Annotated in this window: 22 protein-coding genes; 10 read left to right on the forward strand and 12 right to left on the reverse strand. The window is 42.4% G+C overall.

Annotated features, from left to right (window positions below; genetic code table 11):
* Nucleotides 1-186: 186 nt before the first annotated feature.
* From CVU62_05170 to CVU62_05215, 10 genes are all read right to left on the reverse strand, one after another.
* Nucleotides 187-1,851, reverse strand: a complete 1,665-nt coding sequence (locus CVU62_05170; protein PKN38251.1) for an arginine--tRNA ligase — start codon at nucleotides 1,849-1,851, stop codon at nucleotides 187-189.
* Nucleotides 1,852-2,288: 437 nt separating this feature from the next.
* A complete protein-coding gene (locus CVU62_05175; protein PKN38252.1) occupies nucleotides 2,289-6,437 on the reverse strand; it encodes a hypothetical protein in 4,149 nt (1,382 codons plus the stop codon).
* Nucleotides 6,343-6,810 carry a hypothetical protein gene (locus CVU62_05180; protein ID PKN38253.1) on the reverse strand — a complete coding sequence of 156 codons (468 nt, stop codon included), beginning with the start codon at nucleotides 6,808-6,810 and terminating at the stop codon, nucleotides 6,343-6,345. The genes CVU62_05175 and CVU62_05180 overlap by 95 nt, the downstream gene beginning before the upstream one ends.
* Before the next feature lie 16 nt (nucleotides 6,811-6,826).
* Entirely contained in the window at nucleotides 6,827-7,549 is a 723-nt protein-coding gene (locus CVU62_05185) for a hypothetical protein (protein ID PKN38254.1), read from the reverse strand.
* Between the two features lie 24 nt (nucleotides 7,550-7,573).
* Nucleotides 7,574-8,002 carry a hypothetical protein gene (locus tag CVU62_05190; GenBank protein ID PKN38255.1) on the reverse strand — a complete coding sequence of 143 codons (429 nt, stop codon included), beginning with the start codon at nucleotides 8,000-8,002 and terminating at the stop codon, nucleotides 7,574-7,576.
* Nucleotides 7,980-8,516: a hypothetical protein gene (locus CVU62_05195; protein PKN38256.1), complete on the reverse strand. Its 537-nt coding sequence runs from the start codon at nucleotides 8,514-8,516 to the stop codon at nucleotides 7,980-7,982. The genes CVU62_05190 and CVU62_05195 overlap by 23 nt, the downstream gene beginning before the upstream one ends.
* A complete protein-coding gene (locus tag CVU62_05200) occupies nucleotides 8,503-9,342 on the reverse strand; it encodes a hypothetical protein (protein ID PKN38257.1) in 840 nt (279 codons plus the stop codon). Before CVU62_05200 ends, CVU62_05195 begins: the two co-directional genes overlap by 14 nt.
* A 52-nt stretch (nucleotides 9,343-9,394) precedes the next feature.
* The gene (locus tag CVU62_05205; GenBank protein ID PKN38258.1) at nucleotides 9,395-10,156 is read right to left on the reverse strand and encodes a prepilin peptidase; all 762 of its coding nucleotides are present in this window, start codon (nucleotides 10,154-10,156) and stop codon (nucleotides 9,395-9,397) included.
* Nucleotides 10,157-10,264: 108 nt separating this feature from the next.
* Nucleotides 10,265-10,720 (reverse strand): dTDP-4-dehydrorhamnose 3,5-epimerase, encoded by a 456-nt coding sequence (locus CVU62_05210; GenBank protein ID PKN38259.1) that lies wholly within the window; start codon nucleotides 10,718-10,720, stop codon nucleotides 10,265-10,267.
* The gene (locus tag CVU62_05215) at nucleotides 10,717-11,445 is read right to left on the reverse strand and encodes a spore coat protein (protein ID PKN38260.1); all 729 of its coding nucleotides are present in this window, start codon (nucleotides 11,443-11,445) and stop codon (nucleotides 10,717-10,719) included. Before CVU62_05215 ends, CVU62_05210 begins: the two co-directional genes overlap by 4 nt.
* A gap of 118 nt (nucleotides 11,446-11,563) precedes the next feature.
* Here CVU62_05215 and ribD point away from each other — a divergent pair, with 118 nt between their 5' ends.
* The gene (gene ribD, locus CVU62_05220) at nucleotides 11,564-12,649 is read left to right on the forward strand and encodes a riboflavin biosynthesis protein RibD (GenBank protein PKN38261.1); all 1,086 of its coding nucleotides are present in this window, start codon (nucleotides 11,564-11,566) and stop codon (nucleotides 12,647-12,649) included.
* A 28-nt stretch (nucleotides 12,650-12,677) separates the two neighbouring features.
* Here ribD and CVU62_05225 read toward each other — a convergent pair whose 3' ends face one another.
* Nucleotides 12,678-14,273 carry a hypothetical protein gene (locus CVU62_05225; protein PKN38262.1) on the reverse strand — a complete coding sequence of 532 codons (1,596 nt, stop codon included), beginning with the start codon at nucleotides 14,271-14,273 and terminating at the stop codon, nucleotides 12,678-12,680.
* 74 nt (nucleotides 14,274-14,347) lie between these two features.
* On the opposite strand from CVU62_05225, the gene CVU62_05230 reads away from it, so the two are divergent.
* The 7 genes from CVU62_05230 to CVU62_05260 all read left to right on the forward strand — a co-directional run bounded on the left by CVU62_05230 (nucleotide 14,348) and on the right by CVU62_05260 (nucleotide 18,477).
* A complete protein-coding gene (locus CVU62_05230; GenBank protein ID PKN38263.1) occupies nucleotides 14,348-14,851 on the forward strand; it encodes an antitermination protein NusG in 504 nt (167 codons plus the stop codon).
* Nucleotides 14,852-15,014: 163 nt separating this feature from the next.
* Nucleotides 15,015-15,224, forward strand: coding sequence for a tungsten formylmethanofuran dehydrogenase (locus CVU62_05235; protein PKN38264.1), 210 nt, complete (start codon nucleotides 15,015-15,017; stop codon nucleotides 15,222-15,224).
* Entirely contained in the window at nucleotides 15,217-16,278 is a 1,062-nt protein-coding gene (locus tag CVU62_05240) for a 3-methyl-2-oxobutanoate dehydrogenase subunit VorB (protein PKN38265.1), read from the forward strand. Before CVU62_05235 ends, CVU62_05240 begins: the two co-directional genes overlap by 8 nt.
* Before the next feature lie 16 nt (nucleotides 16,279-16,294).
* Complete coding sequence (locus tag CVU62_05245) at nucleotides 16,295-17,068, forward strand: 2-oxoglutarate oxidoreductase (GenBank protein ID PKN38266.1); 774 nt, start codon at nucleotides 16,295-16,297, stop codon at nucleotides 17,066-17,068.
* On the forward strand, nucleotides 17,065-17,604 hold the full coding sequence (locus tag CVU62_05250) for a 2-oxoacid:ferredoxin oxidoreductase subunit gamma (protein ID PKN38267.1): 540 nt from the start codon (nucleotides 17,065-17,067) through the stop codon (nucleotides 17,602-17,604). The genes CVU62_05245 and CVU62_05250 overlap by 4 nt, the downstream gene beginning before the upstream one ends.
* Nucleotides 17,605-17,617: 13 nt before the next feature.
* A complete protein-coding gene (locus CVU62_05255; GenBank protein PKN38268.1) occupies nucleotides 17,618-18,049 on the forward strand; it encodes a hypothetical protein in 432 nt (143 codons plus the stop codon).
* Between the two features lie 17 nt (nucleotides 18,050-18,066).
* Nucleotides 18,067-18,477 carry a peptide chain release factor-like protein gene (locus tag CVU62_05260; protein PKN38269.1) on the forward strand — a complete coding sequence of 137 codons (411 nt, stop codon included), beginning with the start codon at nucleotides 18,067-18,069 and terminating at the stop codon, nucleotides 18,475-18,477.
* Between the two features lie 236 nt (nucleotides 18,478-18,713).
* Here the strand turns inward: CVU62_05260 and CVU62_05265 are convergent, their stop codons facing one another.
* Entirely contained in the window at nucleotides 18,714-19,088 is a 375-nt protein-coding gene (locus CVU62_05265) for an ATP synthase F0 subunit C (protein PKN38270.1), read from the reverse strand.
* A 193-nt stretch (nucleotides 19,089-19,281) separates the two neighbouring features.
* On the opposite strand from CVU62_05265, the gene CVU62_05270 reads away from it, so the two are divergent.
* Both CVU62_05270 and hemL read left to right on the forward strand, forming a co-directional pair.
* On the forward strand, nucleotides 19,282-19,752 hold the full coding sequence (locus CVU62_05270) for an Lrp/AsnC family transcriptional regulator (protein PKN38271.1): 471 nt from the start codon (nucleotides 19,282-19,284) through the stop codon (nucleotides 19,750-19,752).
* Nucleotides 19,749-21,026 (forward strand): glutamate-1-semialdehyde-2,1-aminomutase, encoded by a 1,278-nt coding sequence (gene hemL, locus CVU62_05275; GenBank protein ID PKN38272.1) that lies wholly within the window; start codon nucleotides 19,749-19,751, stop codon nucleotides 21,024-21,026. Before CVU62_05270 ends, hemL begins: the two co-directional genes overlap by 4 nt.
* Nucleotides 21,027-21,040: the final 14 nt, after the last annotated feature.

Below are 21,040 nucleotides of genomic sequence, written 5' to 3' on the forward strand. Positions count from 1 at the left end.
TTCGACTTACTCTTCATACTTCGCTTCGCTTGTCTTCAGAGAATCTCACTACGCCTTACGCTTCAAACTTCATTTCGACTCATCGGGATTAGTTTTACCACGGCGCTATGCGCCTGGTATAATTCGTCCAGCAATCTTCAGCGCACTACGTTTCTGAAGCTTGGGTCTCATTATCAGCTTGGCTCACTACATTTTTTCCGGTGCGCTCACACCTAAAATATTCAAAGCATTCTGTAAGACAATTTTTATTTCCATTATCAGGAACAATCTCGCCGCGGTCAGTCCATCATTTTCTGAAATTACTTTATTTTTGTTATAATAGCTATGGAAAACTCCGGCTAACTCATTTAAATAAAAAGGAATGCGGTGAGGCTCTAAAGATTTAGCGGTTCCATAGATAGTTTCAGGATAACGCACCAGCATTTTGATCAATGTTTTTTCTTCCGGTTCTCTCAAAAAAGAAAGATCGGTATCAGCGTAAACCGGCATAGCAATGCCACGCTCCTGCGCCATTTTCAAGATGCTGCAAATTCGCGCGTGGGCGTATTGCACATAATATACGGGATTTTCATTGGATTGCTTTTTGGCCACTTCCAGATCGAAATCAAGATGGCTGTCGGATCTGCGCATGAGAAAATTATAGCGGGCGGCGTCCCTGCCAACTTCATCAAGCACTTCCCGCAGAGTTACAAATTCGCCGGAACGCGTGGACATTGCCACAGGCACTCCGCTCCGAAGAAGATTTACTAATTGAACAAGAATTATTTTTAAAGATTCTTTACTGTAACCCAGTGCCTGAATTCCCGCCCACATACGCGGCATATAACCATGATGATCCGCGCCCCAGATATCAATAACCGTATCAAAACCGCGGGCAAATTTATTCTGATGATAGGCAATGTCAGCGGCAAAATATGTCGGTTCACCGTTTTTACGGATGACAACCCTGTCTTTTTCATCACCGAAATCAGTTGTTTTAAACCACAATGTCTCGCCGTCGGAATAAACAAATCCCTGCTTTTTCAATTTATCCAGTAGTTTAGTCACTCCATCGTTTTTATATAATTCTTTTTCGCTGAAATACTCATCGAAGACTACGCCAAAATCTCTCAAATCAATTTTAATTTCTTCCAGAATTATCTGTCCGGCAATAGAAGTAAAATAGCTTATTGCTGCTTCTTCGGTGGAGTGCAGATATTTCTCACCTTCTTCTTTAATAATTTTACCGGCAATATCTTTGATATAATCGCCGCGATAACATGTCTCCGGAAATTCAATTTTTTCGCCCAGCAATTCCCGATAACGCAACAGGACTGATTTACCTAAATTATTCATCTGGTTGCCGGCATCATTGATATAATATTCTTTGGAAATTCGATAACCGACGGTTGTCAGCAGATTAGTAATGACATCGCCGACAACAGCACCGCGGGCATGACCGATATGCAAAGGTCCGGTAGGATTGGCGCTGACAAATTCCACCTGTACTTTTTTACCGGCGCCATAATTGAGAAATCCATATTTTTCTTTTTGATCGTCAATATTTTTTAAAGCTTGCTGCCAGACATCGTCTTTGATGAAAAAGTTTATAAAGCCGGGACCGGCTATTTGCGTTTTTTCAATAATACTTCCCTTATCGAGAAGATTTTCCTGAATTATCTGCGCGATTTTACGCGGATTCTGTTTGATTTGCGCCGCCAGAATCATAGCTGTATTTGTAGCGTAATCTCCATGTTCGGGATTTCCGGTCGGTTCCACTTCCAGATACGGCAGGGAAAATTCGGGAAGCTGTCCTTTTTGGAAGGAAATATTCAGGGCGTTTTCCAGTATATTAATAATTACATTTTTCATAATTTTTCTTACACCTTATAAAAAAAATGACAAGCAGTTATAAATATCATTTACTGCTTGTCACTGCAAGTTGAACTGTTAAACATTTATGAAACTTGCTGGTCTTTTCTTACAGCGTCGTCGATTTGGTTGTCCTTAATGGACATATCGCGGGAATAATCGGGACAATGAACAAATCCCTGAGCATCCGTCGAGACACTGAATCTTTTCTGACAATTGCCTCTCCAGGCGCAAATAGCGCAATATTTTCTTTCCGTACCCATGAACAAATCCTTTTCTTAAAAAGTAATCAAAATCAAGTTGTCAGGCTTTCGGACTTCTTTAAAAATATCTATAGAGATATAATCCTTATGTCAAGAAATTTCACTTTTCTTCTCTCAAAACCGGTTTTTAAAAATTTCATTATCCGTAATTTTGATAAATATTTACAAAAATAACTATTCCAGTCTTCGATCCTTCCAAAACAGGACATTATTTTTATTTGCCAGTCCGAGGGGTGAAAAGGCTTTGCCTGAATTTTTACAATCCGCACCTGTACATACACCACCGGCAGGGGTTCCTCCTTTACGGCGGTCAGTATCAACTCCTTCTACGCCACCATAATCACCCGGGGAAAATCCGCTGCTTACTGTTATATAAAGATCGGCAGCCGAAACTCCCCCCGGTCTCATGGAAACGACAGGCGCGGAAGGAATTCCTGTTCCGATTACCATGCTGCTTGCCGCCCCACCATTTAAAGCGGGAGCTGCAGTTGTAAAATTTATTCCATAGAGAAGTGCATGTCCCTGTTGATTGCAGGATGCTGTTTCCGAACTGCTTGTCGGCACGTAAGTCGTGAAATATACTACACCTCCGTATACAAGGGCTTCCGACAACGACTTTTCTCCGTCTGCTCTAAAATTAATGTAATATCCTTTTTCACTACTAATCGTTCCGCTACAATCGGTAACTGAATTGCAATATTTAGTACCCGGATTAGTAACATTTTTCAATCCACTGAGAGTGTTCATTGTGGTGAAGTCGTCCTTTACGGCAAAAAATCTATCGAAAGAAGAGTCACTGGGGATACTCATGGGATCATTTTTATCGCCCGTGCCCCAGTAAACCCAGAAATTTTCTTTTCCATCCCAGGCCCCGGACGGAGAAGAGTAAATCGGCTTTCTTGGAGAAATAGTGCTTCCGTCAAACATTCGCGCTCCGCTCCAATTACTGCTGGTGCAACTGGCAGAAGATGAATATTTGCAGAATTTAAATCTCCACATATTGCCGCCGAGATCACCAATATAGGCCGTGTCGATAAAACCGTCGTTATCGGTGTCGGCAATGCCCGGGTCGGCGGGAATACTGTATTTCATATTCGTGTTTGTGGTGTTGGCATCACTGCTGCCCAACGTGAAGCTCCAGAGAATCTGCCCGTTACTTAAATCGACGACGAAGAATCCCTTGCCCCGGCAGTCACATGTCGCGCAACTTGTCGTCGAACAGCTCGAACCATTGTAACCGCCGCCGATAAAACCAACCCATTTTTCCACCGCTGTGGCCGGTGTTTTGGAAGTATCCCAGTGATCGATTATCTTGCCGATGACCATTTTGCTCCAGGCGTCACCCAGATAAGGACCGCGCGATGATTCTATGGCACCGTTAGTTCCGCTTCCGGTGAGATGCCACATAAATGACGGGCTTAAGGGATCCGTCATGTTGAGAGCATAGTATCCGCAATAATAAGGGTAATAGGTGCTGTCGTATTCGGAATTAAAAGTTGAATCGCAGTACTGAGAGTTGCTCCAGGTATAGGGGTTTGTTCCTCTGCCTTCTCCGAATACCAGCACTGTCTTCCAATCTGAAGAACTTTTGCAAGTTCCGTTACCGGAACCCAGCCAGACATTCTGCACATTCACTTGTCCATCAACAAAAAGCTGATGGGATAGTGTGGAAGGATCGTTGCTATGGACGATCATTCTCAATTTAGGCAAAAGATTCGGCGGAACAAAACTCCAGGCCTCCGACATATCCTTGGTTTTAAAGGCGTGCAGCTGACCGTCATTGGCCCCGACGACAATCAGGCGTCTACCCTGATCGTCAGAAGAACTGCATGATGATGCCCGGCAGTGGCTGCCGCGAAATTCGGTGAATGCCGATGTTGATTTTCGCTCAGTACATCCCGAACTATAAATGTCGCGGGTGTCGAAGAAATAGGCAGAAGGGGTTGTTACGGCAACAGGTGTGGAACGAAAAACATCTCCCAGTTTAAAAATGCCCATCCCGGCCTCGCTGTCGGGATTGTAGGCTGAAAGACCCTGAATATAGCCAACCACGGCATCTCTTGAGGCAGTATCCGAATAGCCAAAATATGAGGGATCGATACTCGTACTGAAAGATATAAGTGAGTTGCCGCCGGCCATTGTTTTAATCGTCCGGGTGGAGCCGTCTTTCATTTGAAGATTTAAACCGGCATCTCCGTTTGTTACCATGCTTCCCACCGAGCCGTCGGTGTTTATAGCATACTTTTTTAAATGCCCGTGCCAGAAGGGATCATCGGCTATGGGTTGAAAGGAAGCCTCATAAATATAATTTTCGTCCGCAGTTCTTGATAACTGAACGGAGGACTGCGTAAAGGAGTATGTTGATTCGCGAATGATATTCAGAGCCGTTTTTATAGCAGCGGTCAGGGCGGAGGTATCTGCCGCGATAAAGGCATATCCGCCAAGTGAGTTTCCACCGGGATCATTCGCCGCGGCAAGACAACCGATGGTTTTATTATCACAGGGGTAGCTGGAAGCCGGGCTTGTCGTTGAAGCTTGACAACTTGTTATTCCTGATGGATAAAACGAACCGGAAGCAATAGAGTAGCCAGTTGTCGTGCCTGAATTAGTTTCATCGGGATTGTCCGTTCCTCCGTAGTAAGCCATCCAGTTGAGAGTATTCTTGCTCCAGCTCTGCATATTTTGTCCAAAACCGATAACAAACACTTTATAGCCGGCGTCGGCCAGCAGTTTGGCTTTGGCAACGGATTCCCTTCTTCTCTTATACTGATCTTTTTGAGTTTCATAGCCGGTTCCAGTACATCCAAAGGTATCGTCTCCGTCGGAAATCAGAATGACAAATTTCTTGCGGCAGAGCTGCTGCTGGGCAGTTTCCGTTGATTTATGGTAATCCAGATACAATTTTGCCTCATTGAGACCAGCCGCCAGATGCGTGCCGCCTACAGCAGTTTCGTTGCCCACGGCGGCAGTATTGGTGCACGCCGAAAGAGATGAGTAAGGACAGGAGTTTTTATCCCGGCAGTAAATACAACTGTAAAGGGTATTGATAGGAGCGATCAGAGTATTACAGCCTGTCTGCCAGCTTTCATTCGTGGTAGTGGTGCTGCCGCAATCTTCAGCACAACTGGGTGACGTGCATAAATTGGTGCAGCCGGTTGTGTAACAGGGGTTGTTGCAGGGAATCGCGCAGGCTACCGTGCAGCCCAGGGACTGGCATCTTTTTGAGCATCCGGGGATAGCTATGGAGCAGAATCCGCCGCGGCAAAAGCCCAACAAATCTTTACACCCGAACGGAACGTCGTCAGGAACACTGCAGTCTTCGTGGGCAAAATAAGTATCGGCAGAATGATAACTATTGCAGAATCCGTCTTTGCAGTCGCCTGGGTATCCGCCAGTACAGTTGCCATAAGCCTGATTGGGGGTAGAGCACGAGGAAGCAGCATAAAAAGTCGGGCCGCTGACGGCGCTGTCGCAAAAGCCGTCAGTTCTTCCGCAACCGGTGCCGGTGCAATGTACCGTGTCTGAAGTGCAGGCTGCACTGGACGAGTAATAGGTAAATGCTGCGGTGGAACTGTCACAAAAGCCGTCATCGCGTCCGCAGGAGCTACCGGCACAGTTTATGGCGTCCGCGGTACAGTTTGTATTGGCCGAGTAGTAGTTTATTCCTGTGGTAATAGCGCTGTTGCAAAATCCATCGGTGCGTCCGCAACCGGTGCCGGTACACGCAGACTTGTTCGGTACACAATCACTTGTCGCTCCGTATACCTTCGTTCCTTCCGCAGAAGTTTGCGCGCAGTTATAGAACCTCATGTAGCCGAATCTAACGCCCAGAGTGGCTCTGTCGTCGGAATTAATAACGCTGTTATTGGTATCGTCTAGAATATCTTGAATCACGCGCTTGGCAATGGTTACCTTGCGGCAATCCGTGGTATATCCGGAATGGCTCGTATCGTTATAAAAAGTCGTTCCGGAACAACTGGTGGTCCCATATCTTATCTTGGTACCACTTGAGTTTGCAATGTTCGTCGGATCCGCGAGCATAGAGCCGGAAAGATCTAAAAGAATCAAGGCATCCGGATCATTGGTTGAGCTGAGCAGTTCTTCCTCGCCTGTTGTTGCGTATATCCCTCCGTTAAAGAAACAAAGAAATGTGATCAGAAACATGAACAGCAACAGATAAAACTTATGATTTTTCATAATACCTCTAATATCCGGAGATGTAAAAATTTTAGGGACCCATTTGGACCGGCCCGTAACCGAGTCCGACTCCAATAGTGACTCTCGTACGACTCTGTGTGTTTTCACCGACCACGTTCGTATCATACCTGGCCAAGCCAAGTTGTTGACTGCCCATAACTTCCATGCCTTCTATCGGGACAAACTCAGGACCTTTGGACGCCGGCCCCGGTGTATATACGGTATATTTAGAATATGCGTCGATAATCGAATCATCAGATATAGTATTGATGACCCCGAGATTGAGGGGATCAAATCTCTGTGTCAAACGGTTAATGCCTTTTTCCGCCGCGATCAGCGCTTTTTTGTCACCGAGCATCCGCGAACTTTCCAAGATGTCTCCTGTGGACAACGAGATAACCAGAGCTCCCAGAGCGATCAGGATAGAGATGGCAATTAGGGCAAGAACAAGGGCAAATCCTTTTTCAGATTTAATTAATCTTTTGTTGGATATCAGCATAAAAAGCTCTCTTTGATTAAATTTTAACTTTCGGTGCATGGTTCCGGACAATTACACTTGTCGAGTAAACCATTACTTTCCGTTTTCCTGTTGTAAGATCGGGGTTTTCTGCTTCTACGACGAGTGTAATCATAATCCTCCGGATAGCCGGTATTCCGGTTGTGGGACTGCTGTAATCACTGGCCATCGCTTCAGTTATTTCCGCTCCGGCTCCGTTATAGTACCTGAATACGGGAACAGCCGGATTGAAGTTGTTATTTATTACCCTTACATTTCTTGTTGTTCCACTGTATGCCGGAGCACCAAGAAAAGAATAGCCGTATCCGCATCTCGTTCCCCGTCTAATATAAAGGGAACCAGGAATATATTCGTATTTAATAACTTCGTTAGAATCTGCAACACTTCCATTTTCATTAATATCCATCTGGATCGTTATGGAATTTTTAGTTGCTTCCTGAATTCCCCTGTAATCAGAATGATCAGCTACCGCATTGCAATATGTATTAAGCCAGAGCTGACTATCAGGAATGTATAACGGGTTAAAAGATGCCATGCGTATTTCCATAGCCATCAGGTCCAGAGCGGTTTTTTCATCCTGCTGGGCGGCTATTCTTCTTTCTATACCCGCGCTGGACTTCTGGGTTAAGTTAATCATTGAATATATTGCCGCAATCAAGACTGTTCCTATAATCATCGTTACCAACAGTTCAATCAGAGTAAAGCCCTTTTTATCACCCATAAAGTATCTGCCGCCTTGCTTATACTAAAATTTATATCTATCCTGTCTTGTTACTATCATGTTCTCGGTTATTCCCGTGCTGTTCAAGGGCGGCCACTTGACATTAATTGTCACCCGCCAGGCATTGGTTCCTGTTCCCAGGCTGGCAATGGTCGTATTCACTAAAAATGGTATATCTCCTTCAATGGCCGTTTCCTGCCCGCTAGGATAAACTGTTTTTTCCATTGTGCCTTCAGTGACTAAAGCTGATGGATTCATGATGATCGCTTCTCGTCTCTCCAGTTCGCTGTACAAGATTCCTGCCGCTCTGCCCAGATAGTCAGATTTGGCCACTGTTTTCCATGACGTATCCTGAAGAAAAGTAATTGAAATCACTGCTGTAGTTGTCAATAGAACGGCTACCAGCATCTCGACAATGGTTATGCCGCGTTTATCGAAAATAATGTTTAACATAGGTTCTTCCCGTAACATTGAAGGTTATGTTTGACGCAGAGCTTAATCCGTTGCCCAATTGTATATGTCCACTTACAGGGTCTATTGTACCTCTTCTCTCACAATTTATTGTTGCCGCACCGGAGGTGATTGTCCCAACAGAAGGAGAAAAAAGACTTATTTCTTTAATTTTGATATCCGGTGCAAACGAGGCGGGTGTTTTGGGTCCGATTGTATTAACCGTAACATTGCCGGCAGTGTCCATCGTCGTGACTGACATAGTATAATTATTGTGATCTATATCAAAGGTAATCGTATAAACACTGCCACCTATTCCCGAATCGGACATCGCTTTTTTTCTCATCAGCAAAAAGTCCGCTTGCATTTCGGCCGTTGCGGCTTTTAAATTATTATTAGCTGTATAACGACTCCACGAAAAAACTGCAATTGAAGTCAGTATGGCTATAATGCCCATTATAATTACCAATTCCAAAAGTGAAAAACCTCTTGATCTTTGCATGTCACCTTTTCCCATCTATCAGTTCCGTCAACTCAATTTCAGGGATTGCTCCGTCTCTTAATCTTCCATCCGGCAATATGATGGCAGGGGTTCCCGAAATACCGAGTGACACGGCAAGTTTTATTGAATTATCGATCTCATCAGTCTTGCAGTCTGTTCTTGATATCACTTTTCTTGCAAAGTTATCTTCCAGCATTTGCAAAGACTTGTTGCACAATATGCTCTTTGATTTCCAATAAGCATCTTTATGTATATTCAGTGGGGAAAAATTAATATAAAAGGCGATATCTTTTCTTTTCACAACAATTTGCTTCATGGTTTGATGAAGCTGAAAGCAATAGGGACAATCCGGATCGGCAAAGATAATAACCTTCTTTTTGGCGTTACTTTCCCCAAGGATGATACTTTTTTCAATAGGTATTTTATATACGTCAATTCTCTTTTTATCTTTAACTGCCGTTATTCTCTCCATTGTCATATTGTACATGTCTGTGGTTTTCCACATAGGTCCGGAAATCAGATAATTTTTATCGGAGGAAAGATAAAAAACACCTGTCCTTCCCCTATTGTCAAAAACTATCTCACAAAGCCCTTTAACCGGTGTTTCATTGATGTCCAGTAATTTTCCTTCCGGAGCATTCAATTTCGTTGCGATAATATCTTTAATTTCTTGAATGTTCGGGAAGATGCATTCCCTGTTTACTTTATTCTCCGGTTTTTCTGCAGCAAGACAGTTTTCTGAATAAATAGAAACAAAAAGAAAAATACACGAAAAAATAATATTGAAAATTTCAGATTTTTTTATAAAAAATCTCCTTTCTTTTTTTTCTTGCTTTGGCAATACATCACAATCTTTTTGCTAAAATCAAACATCAATATTTACATCCGTAAATTTAATAACTTATAAAGAATGTTCTGGTAATTGCTTCCCCCCAAAAAACATAAGCGACTACAGCTGCCGCCAAAAAAGGACCAAAAGGTACCGCATATTTCATGTCTTGTTTCTTGATAATCATTACGGATATACCGATTAATGCTCCGGCAAAAGAACTGAATAAAAGAATAAAGATTATGGATTTCCATCCTAAAAATCCGCCAATCATAGCCAAGAGCTTAATGTCTCCCCCGCCCATTCCTTCACGTTTGGAAATAAATTCATACACAACGGCAATCCCAAAAAGAATGCCGCCGCCGATTAATATGCCAAGTAAAGCTTCCAGCCAGGGTATCTTTACTAAAAAAATTGCCGCCAGAGTAAATATTGGTATTCCCGGTAATGTTAAAATATCGGGGATAATCTGATGATCCAAATCTATAAAGGTAATAACAATTAAAACTGCAATAAAAATGAAAAAAACTAGAAATTTTAATGTCAAACCGAATTTTATAAATATTAGCACCGCCAGCAGCGCTGTAATTAATTCCACCAGCGGGTAACGCCAGGATATGGGTTTATCACAATAGCGGCATATACCCTGTAGAAAAATGAAACTGATTATAGGGATGTTGTCATAGAAACGAAGAGGATGATGACAGTGGGGACATTGGGAACGTGGTTTTACAATCGACATTTTGGCCGGTAGTCGAAAGATACAAACATTTAAAAAGCTTCCAATGGCCGCGCCAAAAATGAAAACAAAAACATTTAAGAACATAGTTTTATCCCTATTCCCTCTTGTTAAATTTGTTACTTATAATTTTTTTTAAAGCAGATTTGCTGAAAATTGCCAATCGGCTCTGGTACATTATTCTACTTTTAAAATCTATCCGTCTTTTCTCCCCCAATCATACTTTATTTCACTGCCATGCGCAGGTAGCCGATACTCATCCGGCTCATTATAATTATAAACTTCTGTCGGTGTATTAATAACTATGGCTTCTTCTTCGGAAATGCATTTGAAACCATGATAAACAAAAGCCGGAATATGCACCAAAACGGGATTATGGCATCCTGCAAATATTTCATTAATCTCACCAAACGTAGCCGAATCTTTGCGGCTATCGTAGAGGACTATCTTCATCATTCCTTTGACTACCGCCATATTATCAGCCTGTTTTTTGTGATAATGCCAACCTTTGACAACTCCAGGATAGGCTGTGGTCATATACACCTGACCGAATTTTTGAAAAAAATTATCATCCGCGCGCATGATTTCCATCAACCGGCCACGCTCATCAGGAATTACTTTCAGTTTTTTTACTATTACGCCATCGATCATATTTTGTTCGCTCCTGTTTTTGCAACCATATTACCGGCGGATTGCAAGGATTCAAAAGTTCCTGCATCCGACCACCAGCCATCCAGCACATCCCATTGCATCTTTCCTTCTCTAATGTAAAAATTATTCACATCGGTAATCTCCAACTCTCCGCGCTCTGAAGGTTTTAGCGACCGGATAAATTCAAATACCCGGTAATCATACATGTAGATACCGATTACGGCATAGTTGGAAGCAGGATTGGCTGGTTTTTCTTCCACACTAATAATTTTCTTTCCCTCAAAGACAGGGACGCCAAACCTCTGAGGATCGGACACTTCCTTCAATAATATTCTGGCGCCCTCTTTCTGCTTAAGAAATTCTTCTGCCGCAGCCCGGATATTTGTCTCAATAATATTATCTCCTAATACTACGACTATTTTGTCCTTATCGGCAAAATGTTCGGCCAGACTCAAAGCCGCAGCAATGCCACCTTCACCTTGCTGATATGTATAGTTAATATGCTTAAGACCAAATTCTTTGCCATTTTCCAGCAGACGTAAAAAATCACCGGCATTATTTCCTCCGGTAACAATTAATATTTCTTCAATTCCGGCATTAACCAAAATTCTGATGGGATAATAAATCATCGGCTCATTATAAACCGGAAGCAAATGTTTATTAGTTACCTTTGTCAGAGGATAAAGCCTGCTGCCTAATCCACCGGCAAGAACAACTCCTTTCATGATTTCTCCTTAAGTCGCATTTATTTTGAATACTGATTTTTTTCTTATCATATCTTAGTCTTTGTCGACAATAAATTTCTTTGCAACTTAAAAGGTAATGAGGTATTAATTTAAAGTTATGAATGACGAACATTTTATGAAACTGGCTATTGCGCTTGCCCGGAAAGGACTTTTTTACGTTGGTCCTAATCCCATGGTTGGCGCTGTAATAGTCAAAAACGGCAGGATTATTGGACGAGGTTACCATCAACGATATGGCAGGAATCATGCCGAGATAAATGCTATCCACGATGCCGGAAATAATATCGCCGGTTCGACACTCTATGTTACTTTAGAACCTTGCTGCCATGAGGGAAAAACACCTCCGTGCACAGACAGCATCATCAAACATAAAATTGCTCGCGTTGTTATCGGCGCAATAGATTCTAATCCTCTTGTCTCGTGCCAGGGCATCAACTATTTGCAAAGCTGTGGCATAGAGGTTAAAACCGGCGTTCTGGAGAATGAATGCCGTAAACTCAATGAAAAATTTTTCCATTATATGGAAACAGGCCTGCCTTTTGTCACAGTAAAATACGCCCAGACATTGGATGGCCGCATAGCTACAGCAACTGGCGAATCCCAATGGATAAGCTCGGCAGCTTCTCTAAAATTCGCTCACCAGCTAAGAGCGGAACATGACGCCATTTTAGTCGGCCGGAAAACAGTGGACAAAGACAACCCCGAATTAACGGTACGTCTTGTAAAAGGCCGCAATCCTCTGCGCGTTATTGTTGATTCCGAATTAAAAATTTCTCCCAAGGCTAAAGTTTTGCAAAATACCTCTCGAGTTCCAACCGTTATCGCGACAATTAAAAAATCAGACGAACCAAAATTTAAAAAACTTTCCTCTTCCGGTGCGGAAATCTTATCTGTCAAAGCCGATAAAGATGGACGGGTTGATTTAAGAGCATTATTTAAATTTCTTGCCGAAAGAAAAATATCATCTGTTTTGGTTGAAGGCGGCGCTCAGATAATTACTTCAGTATTAAAAAATAATTTAGCCAACCGGATAGTAACTGTTATTGCGCCGAAAATCATCGGCAAAGGCATTGAAGCAGTGGGCGATCTCAATATTAGAAACCTGGGCTTGGCAAAAATATTATCTATCCAAAAGGTATCGAGGTGCGTAAATGATATTATCATCGACAGCCGATTAAAATGACCCCCGATAAAGGGGATGATGTCTAACTTTATAAATTATCGATTAGCTTTTGCGCAGCCTTAATTCCGTCGAGTGCTGAGCTGACAATTCCTCCGGCATATCCGGCTCCTTCACCGCAAGGATAAATGCCTCCGATACTTTCGCTTTGACCATCACTGCGGCGACAAATTCGCAAAGGCGAAGAAGTCCTCGTTTCTACTCCGATCAAATGGGCATCTTCGGTAATAAATCCGGGCATTTTTTTATCGAATTTCTTGATGCCCTGCCTTAAAGAAACTGTTACGAATTCCGGCAGCACATCCTCAAGCGCGGAGGGCTTTACACCGGGAAGAAAACTTGTCTTACCGACGGCACCTGCAGGATTCTCCTGCAAAAAATCAGTTATCTTCTGTGCCGGCGCATGATAATTGCTGCCTCCTGAGATAAAAGCTTTCTTTTCCCAAATTTGACGAAAATCAAGTCCGCTAAGGTGCCGATCATCGGATGCAAAGTCATCGACACGGATATTGACAACTATGGCGCTATTGGCAAATTCACCGGAGCGCCGGGCATTGCTCATGCCATTGGTTATAACAAAACCGGGAGAAGCGCCGCAGCCAATAACTGATCCGCCCGGACACATGCAAAAAGTATATACAGAACGATGTAAATCAGAAATTGAAGCTGTCAAAAAATATTCTGCGGGTGGTAATTGCGGATGATTACGCCATTTACCATACTGGATGGAATTAATTAATTCCTGAGGATGCTCTACACGTAATCCCATGGCAAATGGTTTGGATTCCATTTTGACACCACGCTCAAAAAGTTTCCAATAAGTATCATCGGCGCTTTGACCAATCGCTAAAATAACATTATCCGTTTTGATTTCTTCTTTTTCATTAATCACAACCGCCGATATAGTTTTTTGATGGATTAATAAGTCGGTTGCCCGCGCTTTAAATTCAATTTTGCAACCCCTCTCCAGGAGAGTTTTTCTCAAATTCACAATTATTTGCCGGAGTTTATCAGTACCGATGTGCGGTTTGGCTTCAACAATAATTTCTGATGATGCACCCATTTGCACTAAAACCTTTTTTACCCACAAGGCATAGGGATTCTTTGTTCGACTGGTAAGTTTTCCATCGGAAAAAGTTCCCGCACCTCCTTCACCAAAAAGAACATTGCTCCGGGGATTAAGAATACCCTGTTCCCAGAATATCCTCACATCTTTAACGCGTTCTTCTATTGGCGCTCCTCTTTCCAAAATGATCACCGGAATATTTCTTAAGGCAAGAACATAAGCAGCAAAAAGACCAGCCGGACCACTGCCGATAACTACTACAGGAAGTTTCTGTGGGGAAACCAAGGAAAGAGTCGGGATTCCCGATTTATATTCCTCTCCCGTCGATTGAATTTCCTCCTTAAATTCAGTAGGTAACTTCGTATATTCGGAAACGCTGATTCTAAGGGCATAAACGAAACGAGGCAATCTGTGGCGACGGGCATCCAATGCTTTCTTAACGACGTCTATAGCGACAATATCATCCATGGATATATCCAGAACCGTCGCAACTTTTGCTGCCAGCAATTCTTCGCTCTCATCCAAAGCTAATTCAATTCCGTTGATACGCAAATATTTCATCATTTCTCCGTTGCATAATGTTGATAAATATTATAATTTTTTTATTAAGAATAGCTCTTTAAAGGTTTATTATCATGCCATGGTACGTCGTACACACAAGAAGCAGACATGAATATAAGGTAAACACCCGCCTTATTCAAAAGAATTTAACTACTTTTTTACCTGAGATAGAATCATGGAGCAAGCAAAAAGACAGGAGAAAGAAAATACTTACTCCCCTTTTTCCCGGATATGTTTTTGCCGAAACCACTATTTTAGATAATGAAACAAAACTGGCCATTTTAAAAACAGCCGGCGTGGTGTGTATCTTAGGTAAAAAAGAAAATTCAGAACCAATTCCGGTGCCAGACAATAAGATTGACGCTATACGTTGTTTTGTGAATACCAAAACGGAAATTTTTACAATTCAATTTCCCCGAGAGGGAGAGCCGGCTCGCATAATTGACGGGCCGCTTGCCGGAATAGAGGGAATAGTTGTCAAAAGTAATGTCAAAAAAGAGCTTTTTGTTGTTTCTATAGAAATTTTACAAAGATATGTGGCAATACAATTAAAAGGATTTCAAATAAGCAAAATTTGATCAATCGGCTCTGCTCCTACAAGCTAAGCGGAGCAATTGTCCGCAAATCGTACACTTGAATGGTCAAAATTTTTTCTCTAAAAGAGTTGTGAGGCTAAAAATACTTGACTTTCTGACAATTATGAGCAAGATACCGTGTCCGAGAATTTTATGAGGTTTGATTTTGAAGGGATATATTAAAATTAATAAAGAAATCTGCAAGGAATGCCTTCTTTGCATCCATTTTTGTCCAAAAGGTCATATTGTTCCCACTAAAGAATACAATTTCTATAGTTACCATCCTGTCGGTACAAATGAAGAAAAGGAATGCACCGGTTGCGGCATATGCGCTACCATGTGTCCGGAGGTAGCTATCGAGGTTTACCGTGAATAAAGTACTAATGTCCGGAAATTTTATCATCTGTGAGGCGGCGATAAGGGCTGGATGCCGTTTTTATGCAGGCTATCCGATTACGCCTCAGAATGAGATCCCCGAATATATGGCCGAGCATATACGCAAAACCGAAGGCGGCATTTTTATTCAATCGGAAAGCGAAATTGCCGCAATTAACATGATTGCCGGAGCCAGTGCCACCGGTCTTAGAGTAATGACATCTTCATCCAGTCCCGGCATTTCCCTGAAACAGGAAGGTATTTCTTCCATGGCTGCCTGTGAACTTCCCGGCGTTATTGTCAATATTATGCGCGGTGGACCCGGCTTGGGTAATATCCGTCCTTCGCAAGGTGATTATTTTCAGGCAACGCGCGGCGGCGGACACGGAGACTATCGTACCATTGTTTTAGCTCCGGCAACCTGTCAGGAGTTAGCTGATTTAACAATGGAAGCTTTTGACCTTGCCGATAAATATCGTAATCCCGTTATGATTCTTGCTGACGGCATGATGGGTCAGATGATGGAACCTGTTATTTTTAAAAAACCCAAGCCCCGCGTTTACAATAAAAAATTTATGCTTCAAGGAGCCGGTAACGGTAAAAGCAAATTCATTCGCGGTTTGCTGCTGGATCCTATTGACATGGAAGAACATAACTGGAAACTGGCACGTAAATATGAAGTCATTTCCAAGAAAGAAACTCTTTATGAAGAATATAACATTGACGATGCCAAAATGGTCATCGTAGCATATGGAACAGCAGCTCGTATAGCTAAAGGAGCTATCAAACGATTGCAGAGCAACGGACTGAATATAGGACTTTTTCGTCCAATAACCCTCTGGCCTTTCCCTGAACAACAACTGAGATTATTGTCGGCAGATATTAAACACTTCCTTGTTTTTGAAATGAGCACGGGACAAATGCTGGAAGATGTACGGCTGGCCCTGCAAGGGTATGCTGATATTAGATTTCACGGCCGACCCGGTGGCGCGGTGCCTACTCCGGCCGAGCTTGCCAATGTTATAGCAAGAATTTACGAAAGAACGGTTAAATAATTAAGGTAATTAAGATATGTCAAAAATCGTTTACCAACGGCCGAAAAGCTTAAAAGAAGCGATCTTCCATTATTGCCCCGGTTGTGGACATAGTATTGTTCATCGTATTGCGGCTGAAGTTATTGATGAGTTGGGAATTAGAGGTATTACGATAGGTGTTCCTCCGGCAGGCTGCGCAGTTCTGGCTTATAATTATTTTGATGTGGATATGATTGAAGCACCGCACGGACGTGGTCCGGCAATGGCTTCGGCAATTAAACGTTCTCTACCGGATCGCGTTGTCTTCTCATATCAGGGAGACGGTGATCTGGCTGCGATTGGAATCGCGGAAAGTTTTCATGCGGCAAACCGCGGCGAAAATATTACTATCATATTCATCAATAACGCAGTCTACGGAATGACCGGCGGGCAGATGGCACCGACAACAATGCTGGAACAAAAGACAACAACCTCTCCTTTAGGCAGAAATAATAAATTAGATGGTTATCCGATAAAGGTAAGTGAAATTTTCTCCCAGTTAAAAGGCGTGACGTATTTGGAGCGATGCATGGTAAATTCTCCAGCCAATATAATTAAGACAAAGAAAGCCATCAAGAAAGCCTTTCAATGTCAGATTAACGGGCATGGTTTTTCACTCATTGAAATTCTTTCGCCTTGTCCGACTAACTGGAAAATGAGCTCTGTCAATTCCTGCAAATGGATTGACGAAGTAATGAGCAAGGAATTTTCCCCCGGCGTTTTTAAAGATGACATTCCCGCGGCAACAAAAACTGCGGAGGTGGAATCATGATTGTCAAAACGATATTTTCCGGATTTGGCGGCCAGGGAGTCATGATGATGGGAATTAGTTTGGCCAACAGCGGGATGAATAAAGGATTTCACGTAACCTATCTTCCGGCATACGGCGCGGAAATGCGCGGTGGAACAGCTAACTGCACTGTAGCGATAGCTGATGAAGAAATCGCTTCTCCCGTCGCTTCGGAACCTAACTATCTTGTAGTTTTGAATTCCCCTTCCCTTTTCACTTTTCAAAATAAAGTTATCGCGGACGGAACGATTTTTTTGAATTCATCCATAATCAATGATCGTCCCCACCGGCACGACGTCAATGTCATTTGCGTTCCTTGCGCCGATATCGCTCAGGAACTTGGAAACATCAAAGTTGTTAATATCATCATGATGGGAGCATTTATAAAAGTATCAGGCATTGTTTCTCCCGAAATTTATTTAAACTCTCTGGAATCTATTATGGGCAGCCGTAAAAAATCTCTTGCGGAAATTAACCGCAAAGCTTTTACTGCCGGATTCGATTACCTGAAAAATTAATAAGGTTGATTTTATGTCTGTCAAACAAATTTCCGTACTTTTAGGTAATGTGCCCGGTTCTTTTGCCGCGCTTACCCATATTCTTGATTCGGAAGATATCAGTGTAAAAGCGGTATCAGCGGCCAGCATCGCTGAAGACAGCAGAGTTCGTCTTGTAGTCAATGATCCTGACCGTGCTGCTGCTCTTTTGGAAAGCTATAATTTAAATATTGAAGTAACTCCCGTTTTGGCGGCAGAAGTTCCCTTGCATTCCGGTGGTATGAACGCCATATTAAAGCCTTTAGCCAAATCAGAAATTAATATTCATTATCTTTACACCACTATCAATCGTATTGGCAGAGAAACTATAGTTATTATCGGCGTTGATAAGATTGAAGAAGCCAAAGAAATACTTATGGAACACTGGGTACACTTAATCGGCGACGAAATTTACTCTATCCCGTAAATTACTTGTAAAAAATCATGCCCGTTTCTTCCGACAAAACAAAATCACTTGCGGACAGGATGCTTACACTTGGTGTAGCGGAAAGTGATTTTGAGGAATCTTTTATCCGTTCTTCAGGTCCCGGCGGACAAAAAGTCAATAAAAGTTCTTCCTGTGTTTATTTAATTCACATTCCGACCGGCCTTTCAGTCAAATGTCAGAGGGAACGCTCCCAATCGTTAAATCGTTTTCTGGCCCGAAGATTATTGCTGGATAAAATCGAAAAACAGCAAATACGTTTTATTGCCCAAGAAAAAGAAAAACTGGAAAAAATTCGTCGTCAAAAAAGAAAACGCAGCAAACGGGCTAAAGAGAAAATTCTTACAGCAAAACATCAGCAAGCAGAAAAAAAAGTTTTACGCGGCAAAGTTGTTATAGGGGAAGAATAGATTTGGGTGGCTTCGTTAACCCCTACGCTTCGTTTCGGGTTAGTTCGTCTTACGCTTTAATGAGCCTTGATTTTTCGAAACGTAGTGATCGAAAAATCTCAGAGCGAATTATCTCGCTTCTTTTAAGTGGCAGGGACAAACTTCGCTACGCTCGTTTTCAGCTTGTCTCACTAAAAAAAAAGGGAGAGAAAGTCGATGTACGCTCCCCCTCCCTATAATAATAGCAATAACTTCTTTTAGGCAATCAACTTCAAAAGCGGATTGGCGTAAAGCAGGATCAACGCAACAACCAGCGCGTAAATGGCCAGAGATTCAATCATAGCAAGACCGACCATCATAGTTAAAAGAATTTTACCCTGAGCTTCAGGATTTCTACCAACAGCATTGGTTGCGCCATTCAAACCTGCGCCCATACCATTACCTGTTCCAATTGTACCAAAAGCGATAGCAAGACCTGCTCCAATTATTGAGCAACCGATTATAATAGCTTTTGTGTAATCAACAGTTCCCGCTGCTGCTGCCGCTGCCGCTTCCGGCGCTGCAAAAGCAAAGGAAGCACTAATTATAACCATTACCATCGCCGACAAAACATAAACTAAACTTTTTTTCATTTAAAAATCTCCTTGTTTAATTAATACTCAAAAACCTCTTGCTTAATTATTTATTATCCACCTCCTTTTTTATTAAAGCCTTTTGGACTTTGAGTTGTTTACTTCTAACGATGCAAGAGGGAATTGTCAAGAAAAATTTCCACATACAACAGGCATCTTGATTTTATTTCTCAGGCAGGATAAACTTTATTAAATGGAAAAACTGACAGAAAAACAAATTAAAGTTGCACGTTTGATCCAAAAAGATATGGCCGTGGTTAAATACCCATTTGATGAAACAGGTGAATCTTGCGGATTAAGCGGCCAAGAAGTCCTGAATATTACAAAAGAACTTTTGAATGAAAATATCATTCGCAGGTTCGGTGCCCTGCTTCGTCATCAAAAGGCAGGATACGCAAAAAACGCATTAGTAGTATGGTCAATACCTCCTGGGCAGGTAGAACAATCCGGTAATATTTTATCCTCCTATAGCTTTGTCTCTCATTGTTATGAAAGAAATCCAGCCTTCAAAGGAAAATATAACCTTTTTACTATGCTTCATTTTAGGGATGAAAACATTTTACCGCTAATCCGTGATATGGCAGTTGCAACAGGCATTGATGAATATCTAATATTGGAAAGCATTAAGGAATACAAAAAAAAATCTCCGGAGTACTTCTCGTGAGTAAAAACAGATCAAATTATTTTCCCCAGGCATGTAAGGTAATCCCCGGCGGAGTTAATTCTCCGGTTCGAGCCTGGAAATCGGTGGGCGGCAGACCTATTTTTGTAAGCCATGCAAAAGGCAGCAAAATTTTTGACGTATCGGGTAAAGAATATATTGATTATGTTCTTTCCTGGGGGCCGATGATTCTGGGACACGCCCATTCGAAAGTAACCACAGCTGTTTGTAACAAAGCCAAAAAGGGAACCAGTTTCGGCGCTCCGACTCCCGCAGAAACGCAAATGGCAAAATTAATTTCCGAGGCCATTCCCTCGATGGAACTTATACGTATGACCTCCTCCGGTACTGAAGCAACTATGACCGCAATCCGTCTGGCGCGTGGCTTTACCGGCCGGAATATTATCGCCAAATTTGACGGCTGTTACCACGGACATAGTGACTCACTTTTGATTAAAGCCGGATCAGGTGTGGCAACTTTCGGAATTCCCGGTTCTCCGGGAATTCCGGTAGACCTCGCCAGATTGACGCTAAGTTTACCGTACAATGATGTTGGTACACTTCAAAAAGCAATAGAGACCTATGGCTCGCGGCTCGCGGCAATAGTCGTTGAACCTGTGGCGGGCAACATGGGTGTTGTTCCACCGCGGAATGGATTCCTGGATAAACTTAGAAAGCTTACAGCAAAATACGGCATAGTTTTAATCTTTGACGAAGTCATCACCGGCTTTCGCTTTACCTTCGGCGGTTATCAGAATTTAACAGATGTTAAACCGGACCTGACTTGCCTGGGTAAAATCATCGGCGGAGGAATGCCCGTCGGCGCCGTTGGCGGGAAAAAAGAAATCATGGAAAAACTTGCCCCCCTTGGAGATATTTATCAAGCCGGAACTCTTTCCGGAAATCCTTTGGCCATGAGCGCCGGTTTAGCTACGTTAAACATCCTTAAAACGAAAAAATACTCTTTATTGGATGAAAAAACCAACATTCTTTGTCAGGAGATACAACGCCTGTTTACGGCCAAAGGCATTGACGTTTGTATAAACAGAGTTCATTCTATGTTTACTATCTTCTTCCATCATGGTCCTGTTTACGATTTTAACACTGCTCAAAAATCAGATACAGCAATGTTTGCCCGTTTTTTCCATGGCATGCTGAAAAACAGCATCTGGTTGGCGCCATCTCAATTTGAGTCAGGATTTCTTTCTTTCGCTCATACGCAGAAAGATATAGAAAAGACGATTGATGGCTGTTCCAAAACATTAAGGAATCTATGAACAGTTCATTGACA

Source organism: Deltaproteobacteria bacterium HGW-Deltaproteobacteria-2 (genome assembly GCA_002840505.1).
Lineage (GTDB): Bacteria > Desulfobacterota > Syntrophia > Syntrophales > Smithellaceae > Smithella.